Annotated in this window: 10 protein-coding genes; 9 read left to right on the forward strand and 1 reads right to left on the reverse strand. The window is 60.4% G+C overall.

Annotated features, from left to right (window positions below):
* Positions 1–14: 14 nt before the first annotated feature.
* Positions 15–1,577: a bifunctional aminoglycoside phosphotransferase/ATP-binding protein gene (locus ACF8MI_RS22715; RefSeq protein WP_200928804.1), complete on the reverse strand. Its 1,563-nt coding sequence runs from the start codon at positions 1,575–1,577 to the stop codon at positions 15–17.
* 114 nt (positions 1,578–1,691) lie between these two features.
* On the opposite strand from ACF8MI_RS22715, the gene mrcB reads away from it, so the two are divergent.
* The 9 genes from mrcB to msrQ all read left to right on the forward strand — a co-directional run bounded on the left by mrcB (position 1,692) and on the right by msrQ (position 11,570).
* Positions 1,692–4,013: a penicillin-binding protein 1B gene (gene mrcB, locus ACF8MI_RS22720; RefSeq protein ID WP_060498418.1), complete on the forward strand. Its 2,322-nt coding sequence runs from the start codon at positions 1,692–1,694 to the stop codon at positions 4,011–4,013.
* A 15-nt stretch (positions 4,014–4,028) separates the two neighbouring features.
* The gene (locus ACF8MI_RS22725) at positions 4,029–4,832 is read left to right on the forward strand and encodes a tetratricopeptide repeat protein (protein WP_086974321.1); all 804 of its coding nucleotides are present in this window, start codon (positions 4,029–4,031) and stop codon (positions 4,830–4,832) included.
* Entirely contained in the window at positions 4,832–5,164 is a 333-nt protein-coding gene (locus ACF8MI_RS22730; RefSeq protein WP_041167876.1) for a YqcC family protein, read from the forward strand. The genes ACF8MI_RS22725 and ACF8MI_RS22730 overlap by 1 nt, the downstream gene beginning before the upstream one ends.
* Before the next feature lie 410 nt (positions 5,165–5,574).
* A complete protein-coding gene (locus tag ACF8MI_RS22735; protein WP_060498430.1) occupies positions 5,575–7,299 on the forward strand; it encodes an acetolactate synthase 3 large subunit in 1,725 nt (574 codons plus the stop codon).
* Between the two features lies 1 nt (position 7,300).
* Positions 7,301–7,792, forward strand: a complete 492-nt coding sequence (gene ilvN, locus ACF8MI_RS22740) for an acetolactate synthase small subunit (protein WP_003250040.1) — start codon at positions 7,301–7,303, stop codon at positions 7,790–7,792.
* A gap of 55 nt (positions 7,793–7,847) precedes the next feature.
* Positions 7,848–8,864, forward strand: coding sequence for a ketol-acid reductoisomerase (gene ilvC / locus ACF8MI_RS22745; RefSeq protein WP_003250043.1), 1,017 nt, complete (start codon positions 7,848–7,850; stop codon positions 8,862–8,864).
* A gap of 150 nt (positions 8,865–9,014) precedes the next feature.
* Positions 9,015–9,866 carry a CDP-diacylglycerol--serine O-phosphatidyltransferase gene (pssA, locus tag ACF8MI_RS22750; RefSeq protein ID WP_003250045.1) on the forward strand — a complete coding sequence of 284 codons (852 nt, stop codon included), beginning with the start codon at positions 9,015–9,017 and terminating at the stop codon, positions 9,864–9,866.
* Positions 9,867–9,945: 79 nt separating this feature from the next.
* Positions 9,946–10,959 (forward strand): protein-methionine-sulfoxide reductase catalytic subunit MsrP, encoded by a 1,014-nt coding sequence (gene msrP / locus ACF8MI_RS22755; RefSeq protein WP_104833943.1) that lies wholly within the window; start codon positions 9,946–9,948, stop codon positions 10,957–10,959.
* Positions 10,959–11,570, forward strand: coding sequence for a protein-methionine-sulfoxide reductase heme-binding subunit MsrQ (gene msrQ, locus ACF8MI_RS22760; protein WP_200928803.1), 612 nt, complete (start codon positions 10,959–10,961; stop codon positions 11,568–11,570). Before msrP ends, msrQ begins: the two co-directional genes overlap by 1 nt.
* Positions 11,571–12,036 lie beyond the last annotated feature (466 nt).

Here is a 12,036-nt window from a genome sequence, read left to right on the forward strand (position 1 = left end):
GGAGAGCGGCGAACTTACAGCCCAGGCAAGCGCTGGCGAATCTGCTCGATCACCTGGTCCATGCTGCCGGCGGTCTGGGTATCGACCTGGGTGCTTTGCCCAAGCTCCTGCGCATCCAGCGGCTCACGGCTGGCCTGTTGGGCCTTGACCACTTCCAGCGTGGCATCCGACGGGTCGCTGTTCTGCGCCTGGCGCTGCTCCAGCCAGCTGGCGATGACCGCATCCGGGGCGTGGCAGTCGAGAATCAGGAATGGCACACCGGTCTGGCTGGCAACGCCGGCCGCAGCCTGGCGCTGCCCACGCTTGAGGTAGGTGGCATCCAGTACCACCGGGAAACCGGCACGCAGCACGGTTGCCGCCACTTCGTGCAGGCGCTGGTAGGTCGCTGCATTGGCGTCCTGGCCATAGATGCCAGTGCTCAGCTGGCCAGCGTCGGCCTGCTGTTGTTCGCCGAACAGGCGCTTGCGCTCGACATCAGAGCGCACGCGAATGGCGCCCAAGGCCTCCACCAGGCGCATTGCTACATGGCTCTTGCCCACTGCCGAAACGCCGTGGGTGATGGCCAGGAGGCGCGAAGGAATGGCGCTGTAGCTTTCTGCTAGGTTGGCGTAGTTGCGGTAGGTGCGCAGGGTGGTGGCCCGTTGCACGCCATCGGCATTGGCCGGCATGCTGAACAGCGCGACTTTGGCCCGTACCAGGGCGCGGTAGGCTTTGTAGAAGTTGAGCACTTCCAGGCCTTCATAATCGCCTGTCAGCTCCAGGTACTGGCTGATGAAGCGTCGTGCCAGGCACTTGAGGCCGCGATCTTCCAGGTCCATGGCAAGGAAGCCGGTGTCGGCCCAGACATCGGTCTTGCGGAACGGTTCGTTGAACTCGATGCAGTCGAAGATCACCACCTGGCCATTGATCAGGGTGGCGTTGCCTAGATGGATGTCGCCATGGCACTCGCGGGTGAAACCATTGGCCTTGCGCGAGGCGAAAAGGCCTTGCAGTCGCTCGAAACTGCTCCGTGCCCAAGCCTGCAGGTTGTCCAGTTGCTGAAGGTCCGCCTTCTCGGTCAGGAATGGGCGGATCTGCTCGAAGTTCTGCTCGACCGGAGCCATGACGCTTTCAGGCGAACCGAAGGGCTGCTCGGCAGGTACCTTGGGGGTCTGCAGGTGGAACTCGGCGATTTGCCGGGCCATCTGGTCGATGTGCGCGGCATTCAGTTCGCCGTTGGCCTGCAGGGTGCTGAGCATCTGCCCCTGGGGGAACTGGCGCATTTTCAGGGCGTATTCGATGGCCTCGCCTTCGCCACCGATCTGCGGCGCATCGACGCTGCCGGTGACCGGCAGTACTTCCAGGTACAGGCCGTCGGTCATGCGCTGGTTCAGGCGCAACTCTTCGTTACAGAAATGCTGGCGCTGGTCCAGGCTGGTGAAGTCGAGGAAGCCGAAGTTCATAGGCTTCTTGATCTTGTAGGCGTACTCGCCGGTGAGCAGCACCCAGGAGATATGCGTCTCGATGAGCTGGAACCCATCCACAGGGTGAGGGTACAGGGCTGGGTTCTGCAACGCAGTGATAAGGGCTTGGCTCACGGGAAATCCATCCGGGGCAGGGAATTCGAATGCGCCATTATGGTCAATGGTGCCGTCCCTGCCTACCGCCGGGCCGTCTGCCCAGCCTTTATAAAGTGCGTATAATCCGCCGCCATGACCCGAACCCGAAATCCCCGTACCCCTCCGAAACGCCCGACCGGCCGCTCCCGCGCCTGGCTGGGCTGGGCTTTGAAGCTCAGCCTGGTAGGCCTGGTGATCGTTGCCGGCTTCGCGGTTTACCTCGATGCCGTTGTGCAGGAGAAGTTCTCCGGCAAGCGCTGGACCATCCCGGCCAAGGTGTATGCCCGGCCACTGGAGTTGTTCACCGGCCAGAAACTGAGCAAGAACGACTTCCTCACCGAACTCGATGCGCTCGGCTACCGCCGTGAGAGCGCGGCCAACGGCCCGGGTGCCGCGGCGATCAACGGTAATACCGTCGACCTCAATACCCGTGGCTTCCAGTTCTACGAGGGCATGGAGCCGGCGCAGTTCGTGCGCGTGCGCTTCTCGGGAGATTACGTGGCGGGCCTTTCCGGTGCCAACGGCAAGGCATTGGATGTGGTGCGCCTGGAGCCGCTGATGATTGGCGGTATCTACCCGAAAAACCTTGAAGACCGCATCCTGATCAAGATCGACCAGGTGCCCAAGTACCTGCTCGAAACCCTGGTGGCGACCGAAGACCGCGACTTCTACAGCCACTTTGGCGTGTCGCCCAAGTCCATCGCCCGGGCCATGTGGGTCAATACCTCCTCCGGCTCGATGCGCCAGGGTGGCAGTACCCTGACCCAGCAGTTGGTGAAAAACTTCTACCTCAGCAGCGAGCGCAGCCTCAGCCGCAAGCTGACCGAGGCGATGATGGCCATGCTGCTTGAGTTGCACTACGACAAGCGTGAGATTCTCGAGGCCTACCTCAACGAAGTGTTCGTCGGTCAGGATGGCCAGCGTGCTGTGCATGGCTTCGGCCTGGCTAGCCAGTTCTTCTTCAGCCAGCCGCTGTCGGAGCTGAAACTGCACCAGATCGCCTTGCTGGTGGGCATGGTCAAAGGCCCGTCCTACTACAACCCGCGACGTTACCCCGACCGCGCCCTGGCGCGCCGCAACTTGGTGCTCGACCTTGTGGCCGAGCAGGGCGTGGCCAGCCAGGCGGAAGTCGATGCAGCGAAGAAGATGCCGCTGGGTGTGACCAAGCGTGGCAGCCTGGCTGACAGCTCGTTCCCGGCCTTCCTCGACCTGGTCAAGCGCCAGTTGCGCCAGGACTACCGCGACGAAGACTTGACCGAGGAAGGGCTGCGTATCTTCACCAGCTTCGACCCGATCCTGCAGATGAAGGCCGAAACCTCGATGAGCGAGACCTTCAAGCGCCTGGCGGGGCGCAAGGGTGCTGACGAGGTGGAGTCGGCAATGGTCGTGACCAACCCGGAAACCGGTGAAGTCCAGGCCCTGATCGGCAGCCGCCAGGCAGGCTTCGCCGGTTTCAACCGTGCCATCGACGCTGTGCGCCCGATCGGTTCGCTGGTCAAGCCGTCGGTGTACCTGACGGCGCTGGAACAGCCGAGCAAGTACACCCTGACCAGCTGGGTGCAGGACGAGCCATTCTCGGTCAAAGGTGCCGACGGCCAGGTCTGGCGCCCGCAAAACTATGACCGCCGCCCGCACGGGACCATCTACCTGTATCAGGGGTTGGCCAACTCGTACAACTTGTCGACTGCCAAGCTCGGTCTGGAAGTGGGCGTGCCCAACGTGATCAAGACCATCGGCCGTCTGGGAGTGAATGTCGACTGGCCAGCCTTCCCGGCCATGCTGCTGGGGGCCGGCGGCATGTCGCCGATGCAGGTTGCGACCATGTACCAGACCATCGCCAATGGCGGCTTCAATACACCGATGCGCGGTATCCGCAGCGTGCTCACTGCCGAAGGCGAGCCGCTCAAGCGCTACCCGTTCCAGATCCAGCAAACCTTCGACCCGGGCGCCATCTATCTGGTGCAGAACGCCATGCAGCGGGTGATGCGTGAAGGTACCGGCCGATCGGTGTACAACACCCTGCCGCGCTCGCTGACCCTGGCGGGCAAGACCGGTACCAGTAACGACTCGCGCGACAGCTGGTTCTCCGGCTTCAGCCAGGACCTGCTGGCCGTGGTGTGGATGGGCCGTGACGATAACGGCAAAACGCCATTTACCGGTGCCACCGGTGCCCTGCAGGTCTGGACCAGCTTCATGAAGAAGGCCGACCCGCTGCCGCTGGACATGCCGCAGCCGGACAACGTGGTGCAGGCCTGGATTGACCCGTACACAGGTCATGGGTCTGATGCCAGCTGTCCGGGAGCGGTGCAGATGCCGTATATTCGCGGGAGTGAACCGCCCGCCGGCGCGACCTGTGGCGGCGAGCAGAATCCAGCAGAGTCGGTCATGGACTGGGTCAAAGGCTGGATGAATTAAGCACAGGCTGCATTGATGAGGTGTGACGTGAACAAGTGGCTGTTTCCTGCCGTGACGGCGTTGGCTGTGCTCCAGGGGTGCTCTAGCGTCCCGCGCGGTAATATTCCGGTGGTCGATTCGAGCACTCGCGTGTCCAACAGTGAGCGCGTTACAGCCAACCGCTCGGCGGGTGGCTATAACACGGGCACCGCGCAAGCGCAGACGTTGCCCGAAGACTCCGGCGTGACCGTGATGATCCCGCAGGGCGCTGGCGCTTCTGGCATCCAGACGTTCCCGGCTGCCAATGGCGCGGCGCCGATCAGCACCTCGCCAATCACGCCGGGCCCGATTACCCCTGGCCCGGTCAGTTCAGCGCCGATGACCACCAACCCCAACCCGATTGCCGACGAACCGTTCGACATCGCGGCAATGAACAGCACCCCGGCAAGCACCAGCGCGCCAACCGGCATTCCGCGTAGCAGCATTCCTGCGGGTGGCCTGTCGGCCGACGAGCAACTGGACGGTCCGGTGCTGGCACTGCTGACCACCGCGCAGACCCAGCAGGGCAGTGGTGACTTCAACGGCGCTGCTTCGAGCCTGGAGCGCGCACAGCGCATTGCACCGCGTGAGCCGCAAGTGCTGTATCGCTTGGCTCAGGTACGCCTGTCGCAAGGTGATGCGGCGCAGGCCGAGCAGTTGGCGCGTCGAGGCCTGACTTACGCGAACGGCCGCCCAAGCCTGCAGGCCGAGCTGTGGAACACCATCGCCCAGGCCCGCGAAAAACAAGGTGACAGCGCTGGCGCAGCACTGGCCCGGCAAAAGGCACGGGTCAATTCGTGATGATTGAGCAACGTATTCTGGATATTGCCGACCACCTGTTGCTGATCGAGCGTGAACTGGTGGTGCAAGGGTGGTGGGATGACGAGCCACCCAGCGACGAGGCACTGGCCAGTACCGTGCCGTTCGCGGTCGATACCCTCAGCTTCGAGCAGTGGCTGCAATGGATCTTCCTGCCGCGGATGAAGATCATTATCGAGCTGGGCCAGCCGTTGCCCAACGCCTCCAGCATCCTGGTCATGGCCGAGACCGTGTTTACCGACCGCCCGGAGCAAAGTCGTGAGCTGCGCCGCCTGTTGGCAGCATTTGACCAATTGATCGCTCCTTCCGCCTGATTTCTTCAGTTTTTCCTTCAAGGGCCGCAGATTGTGGCCCTTTTTTATGGAAATCTTATTTATTCTGCTGCTGAAGCGATTGTTAGTGGTGGCAGGAATTCATCTTGGGGAAAAATTGGCAATAATTTTTCTTGACATGTTGGCGCCGAATCACAAGAATCCAACTTGCGCTGTAGAGGGACTGCCAGAAGCAGACCCGCTAAGCAGATCATGAGGTGCACACCCGCGCCGACCTGTTACACCCCGCAACGCGTTACCTCGCGCTGGGTGGGAAAACCCCGCAACACTCTGGGGTGCTCCCAATACTTGCTCAGTCAGTGCTGACGTTTTCGCTCATGCTCTGCTTGGCAGTAAACCTATTAAGACCCGTCCACTAGGGACGGTATTCTGGCGTTTTAGAGGTGAACAACGTGGAGCTTTTATCTGGCGCTGAGATGGTCGTCCGCTTTTTGCGTGACGAAGGCGTTAAGCACATCTACGGGTACCCTGGTGGTGCTCTCCTGCATGTTTACGACGCGCTGTTCAAAGAACCGGAAGTGGAACACATCCTGGTTCGTCACGAGCAGGCGGCAACCCATATGGCGGACGGCTACGCCCGCGCCACCGGCAAGGCCGGTGTGGTGCTGGTCACCTCCGGCCCGGGCGCGACCAATGCCATTACCGGCATTGCCACCGCCTACATGGACTCCATTCCGATGGTCATCCTGTCCGGCCAGGTGCCTAGCACCATGGTGGGTACCGATGCCTTCCAGGAAACCGACATGATCGGTATCTCGCGGCCGATCGTGAAGCACAGCTTCATGATCAAGAACCCGACCGAGATCCCGGAAGTTCTGAAAAAAGCGTTCTACCTGGCGCAATCCGGTCGCCCAGGTCCAGTCGTGGTCGACATTCCAAAAGACATGACCAACCCGGCTGAGAAGTTCGAATACGTCTACCCGAAAAAGGTCAAGCTGCGCTCCTACAGCCCGGCGGTCCGTGGCCACTCCGGCCAGATCCGTAAGGCTGCCGAAATGCTGCTGGCGGCCAAGCGCCCGATCGTCTACTCCGGTGGTGGCGTGATCCTCGGCGGTGGCTCCGAAGCGCTGACCGAAATCGCCAAGTCGCTGAACCTGCCGGTCACCAATACCCTGATGGGCCTCGGTGGCTTCCCGGGTACCGACCGCCAGTTCCTCGGCATGCTCGGCATGCACGGTAGCTACACCGCCAACATGGCCATGCACAATGCCGACGTGATCCTTGCCGTGGGCGCGCGTTTTGACGACCGCGTTGTAAACGGCCCGGCCAAGTTCTGCCCGAACGCCAAGATCATCCACATCGACATCGACCCGGCGTCGATTTCCAAGATGATCAAGGCCGACGTGCCAATTGTCGGCCCGGTCGACAGCGTGCTCAGCGAAATGCTCGGCATCCTCAAGGAAATCGGCGAGCAGCCTGACAAGGTTGCGCTGGATGCCTGGTGGAAGCAGATCGACGAATGGCGTGGCAATGGCGAGCTGTTCCCTTACGACAAGGGCGACGGCAACGTCATCAAACCGCAGAAAGTCATCGAGACCCTGTGCGAAGTGACCCATGGCGATGCCTTCGTCACCTCCGACGTGGGCCAGCACCAGATGTTCGCGGCGCAGTACTACCGCTTCAACAAGCCGAACCGCTGGATCAACTCCGGTGGCCTGGGCACCATGGGCTTCGGCTTCCCGGCGGCGATGGGCGTCAAGCTCAACTTCCCGGACCAGGACGTTGCCTGCGTGACTGGCGAAGGCAGCATCCAGATGAACATCCAGGAGCTGTCCACCTGCATGCAGTACGGCCTGCCGGTGAAGATCGTCAACCTGAACAACGGTGTGTTGGGCATGGTCCGCCAGTGGCAGGACATGGCCTACAACGGTCGTCACTCGCACTCGTACGTCGAATCGCTGCCTGACTTCATCAAGCTGGCCGAGGCCTATGGCCATGTGGGCATCCGCATCACCAGCCTGAAGGACCTCAAGCCGAAGCTGGAAGAAGCGTTTGCGATGAAGGACCGCCTGGTGTTCATCGACATCGCGGTTGACCGCAGTGAGCACGTCTATCCGATGCAGATCAAGGATGGCTCGATGCGTGACATGTGGCTGAGCAAGACGGAGCGTACCTGATATGCGGCACATCATTTCCCTGCTGCTGGAAAACGAACCCGGTGCTCTGTCCCGCGTGGTCGGCCTGTTCTCCCAGCGCAACTACAACATTGAAAGCCTGACCGTGGCGCCGACCGAAGACCCGACCCTGTCGCGTCTGACGCTGACCACCGTTGGCCATGACGAAGTGATCGAGCAGATCACCAAGAACCTGAACAAGCTGGTCGAAGTGGTCAAGCTTGTCGACCTGTCGGAAAGCGCTCACATCGAGCGTGAACTGATGCTGGTCAAGGTCAAGGCCACCGGTGCCCAGCGCGCCGAGATCAAGCGCACCACGGATATCTTCCGTGGCCAGATCGTCGATGTGACCGCCAGCGTGTACACCGTACAGCTGAGCGGTACCAGCGACAAACTGGACAGCTTCATCCAGGCGATCGGCACTGCATCGATTCTCGAAACCGTGCGCAGCGGCGTTACCGGCATTGCCCGCGGCGACAAAGTGCTCAGCATCTAAATTCAAAAATTAGCGATGGCTCCGCAGGGGCCGAGATATAATCAGGGGTATTTTCATGAAAGTTTTCTACGATAAAGACTGCGACCTTTCCATCATCCAGGGCAAGAAAGTCGCCATCATCGGTTATGGCTCCCAGGGCCACGCTCAGGCGTGCAACCTGAAGGACTCCGGTGTAGACGTTACCGTCGGTCTGCGTAAAGGTTCGGCTACCGTTGCCAAGGCTGAAGCCCACGGCCTGAAAGTTGCTGACGTTGCTACCGCTGTCGCTGCGGCTGACCTGGTGATGATCCTGACCCCGGACGAGTTCCAGGGCGCGCTGTACAAGAACGAGATCGAGCCGAACATCAAGAAGGGCGCTACCCTGGCCTTCTCCCACGGCTTCTCGATCCACTATAACCAGGTTGTTCCGCGTGCCGACCTCGACGTGATCATGATCGCGCCGAAGGCCCCGGGCCACACCGTTCGCTCCGAGTTCGTCAAAGGCGGCGGTATCCCTGACCTGATCGCTATCTACCAGGACGCTTCGGGCAACGCCAAGAACGTCGCCCTGTCCTACGCTTCGGGCGTTGGCGGTGGCCGTACCGGCATCATCGAAACCACCTTCAAGGACGAGACCGAAACCGACCTGTTCGGTGAGCAGGCTGTTCTGTGCGGCGGTACCGTCGAGCTGGTCAAAGCCGGTTTCGAAACCCTGGTCGAAGCTGGCTACGCGCCAGAAATGGCCTACTTCGAGTGCTTGCACGAGCTGAAGCTGATCGTTGACCTCATGTACGAAGGCGGCATCGCCAACATGAACTACTCGATCTCCAACAACGCCGAATATGGTGAGTACGTCACTGGCCCGGAAGTCATCAACGAAGAATCCCGCAAGGCCATGCGCAACGCCCTGAAGCGCATCCAGGACGGCGAATACGCAAAGATGTTCATCTCCGAAGGTGCTACCAACTACCCATCGATGACCGCCAAGCGCCGCAACAACGCCGCTCACGGCATCGAAATCATCGGCGAGCAACTGCGTTCGATGATGCCGTGGATCTCGGCTAACAAAATCGTCGACAAGACCAAGAACTAAGTCTTATCGAAAGATTAAAAACGCGGCTTCGGCCGCGTTTTTTCGTTCTGGCAGTCCGCTTCTGGTATAAAGCAGACCAGTGGCCTGCCGTTAGAACCTGTTTCGCAGGCCCGTGTCGAACATTTTCCATCCTGTTGCAAGGTACCCTCCATGAGCGAACGTCCCGAAGAGCCGAACAAGCCCTCCGACGCCGAAAGCCTGCTACCTGTCGATGAGCACGTTGAAGAAGGGCATGACGCCGAAGGGCGCAAGGTGCGTCACCGCGGCATCTACCTGCTGCCCAATCTGTTTACCACCGCCAACCTGTTTGCCGGTTTCTATTCCATCATCAGCTCGATGAGCGCGCAGAGCGCCCTGAGTGCCGGTGACCCGCGTGAGGCGAGCAAGTACTTCGCCTTTGCCGCCATCGCCATCTTCGTGGCCATGGTGCTCGACGGCCTGGATGGCCGCGTTGCGCGCATGACCAATACCCAGAGTGCCTTCGGCGCCGAGTACGACTCGCTGTCGGACATGGTTGCCTTCGGCGTGGCCCCGGCCTTGCTGGCCTTCGGCTGGGCGCTGGGTGACATGGGCAAGGTCGGCTGGATGGTCGCCTTCATCTATGTGGCCGGTGCAGCACTGCGCCTGGCACGCTTCAATACCCAGGTCGGCACCGCCGACAAGCGCTACTTCATTGGCCTGGCCAGCCCGGCTGCGGCAGGTGTGGTGGCGGGTACCGTGTGGGCGTTCAGCGACTACGGCATCCAGGGCTCCAAGCTGTCGTTCCTGGTGGCGCTGTTGGTAGCGGCTGCCGGCATGCTGATGGTCAGTAACATCAAGTACAACAGCTTCAAGGAGCTGGACCTCAAAGGTCGCGTACCGTTCGTGGCCATCCTGGCGGTGGTGCTGGTGTTTGCCGTGGTGTTCAGCGACCCACCGCGCATCCTGCTGCTGATCTTCCTCGCCTATGCTGCATCGGGGCCGATCCAGTTCCTGTTGAAGGCGCGCCGGCGCAAAGCGTAAAAATCGCTTAATGCTGGAATAACCCTCCGGCTCCATAGTCTTACTGGTACATCCGTTATCCAGTGCTATGGAGCCGCCCATGCTCATCAAGCTTCCCAGGTCTTCCGAGTGCAAGGCGTCGGAGATCACCCCCGAAGGCATCTACCTTTCCCGTCGCACCCTGCTGGGGGGCTCGTTGGCCGGCCTGGCGCTGGGTGCATTGCCGCGCATGGGGCTGGCGGCAGAGCCCAGTCGATATGCCGATGTCGAGGCAGGCAAGGCGCCAGGCTGGTTCAGTGACAAGCTTTCTTCTGCTCACTGGCAAGCTGTGACGGTGCCGGGGGAGGCGATCACGCCTTTCAAGGATGCCACCCACTACAACAACTTCTATGAGTTCGGCCCCGACAAGGCCGACCCGGCGGCTAATGGCGACAGCCTGCAGACCGAGCCGTGGTCGGTTGTAGTGGATGGTGAGGTCGGTAAGCCAGGCCGCTATGCGCTGGAAGACTTCGTTAAACCCTATCAGCTTGAAGAGCGCATCTACCGGTTGCGTTGCGTCGAAGCCTGGTCGATGGTCATTCCCTGGTTGGGCATTCCCTTGGCGCAGGTGCTCAAGCAGGTCGAACCGACTTCGAAGGCGCGCTACGTTCGCTTCGAGACATTGAAAGACCCGCAGCATATGCCGGGGCAGCGCTCCGGGTTCGCCCTGATCGACTGGCCTTATAGAGAGGGGTTGCGACTGGATGAGGCAATGCACCCGCTGGCGATCCTCGCGGTGGGCATGTACGGGCGGGTGTTGCCCAACCAGAATGGTGCGCCGTTGCGGTTGGTGGTGCCCTGGAAGTATGGCTTCAAGAGTATCAAGTCGATCGTGCGCATCAGCCTGGTGGCTGAACAGCCCGGCACCACTTGGCAAGGGTTGGCACCGGATGAGTATGGCTTTTATGCCAACGTGAACCCGACGGTCGACCACCCGCGCTGGACCCAGGCGCGTGAGCGGCGGTTGCCCAGCGGGTTGTTCAGCCCTAATGTGCGCGAAACACAAATGTTCAATGGCTACGCTGATGAAGTGGCTTCACTGTACAGCGGGCTAGATCTACGGAAGAACTATTGATGCGCTATCCCTGGTTTCGCCTGGCCATCTTCGTTGTGGGGTGCCTGTTCCCGGCGTGGTGGTTGTATGAGGCGGCGATGAATCTGCTGGGGCCGGACCCCGGCAAGATCATGATGGATCGTCTTGGGCTCGGGGCGCTCACCTTCCTGCTGGTGACCTTGAGCATGACCCCGCTACAGAGGCTGACAGGCTGGTCGGGCTGGGTCGTGGTGCGTCGGCAGCTGGGGCTCTGGGTGTTTGCTTACATCGCGCTGCACATCCTGGCCTACCTGTTCTTTATTCTGGGGCTGGATTGGTGGCAGCTGGCGGTGGAGCTGCGTAAGCGGCCTTACAATATTGTGGGGGCGCTGGGGTTCCTCGGCTTGCTGGCCTTGACGGTGACCTCGAATCGCTATAGCCAGAGGCGGTTGGGGGCCAGGTGGAAGAAGTTGCACCGGTTGGTGTACGTGATTCTTGGCTTAGGGTTGCTGCACTTTTTGTGGATCGTGCGCTCGGACCTCAGGGAGTGGGCGATCTATGCAGGGGTTGGCGCTCTACTGATGTTGCTGCGTATTCCGGCTATTACACGGGCTCTGCCCAAGTTCGCCCGTGGGCGGGGTAGGGCAGTATGAAACATTTCTGAAAATAAGGGTTGACGCGCTTTCGAATCCCCTTATAATGCGCCCCACTTCCAGCGACATCGGAACGAAAAACTCCTTGAGATTCAACGAGTTAAATAGTTAAGGTGAAGTTGAAAGGGCTACGATCGAATGATCGCAAGCGGTTGAAATGGTGGTTGACAGCGGTTTTAAACGCTGTATGATTCGCCTCCCGCTACGAGAGATCGCAGCGAGCCAAGTGTTTGAAGCTAAACGAGTTTCTCGCAAAAAACTTCAAAATAAACGCTTGACGGGCTCTGAGGAAAGCGTAGAATTTGCGCCTCGGTTGAGGCGAAAAGCTCTTAACCAAACGCTCTTTAACAAATCGAATCAAGCAATTCGTGTGGGTGCTTGTGAGTGCGGACTGATAGTCAAAAAGATTATCAGCATCACAAGTGACCATGCGAGAAATCACATAGTCATTTGAGATTGCTGAGCC

The organism is Pseudomonas sp. yb_9, assembly GCF_043103635.1.
Lineage (GTDB): Bacteria > Pseudomonadota > Gammaproteobacteria > Pseudomonadales > Pseudomonadaceae > Aquipseudomonas > Aquipseudomonas monteilii.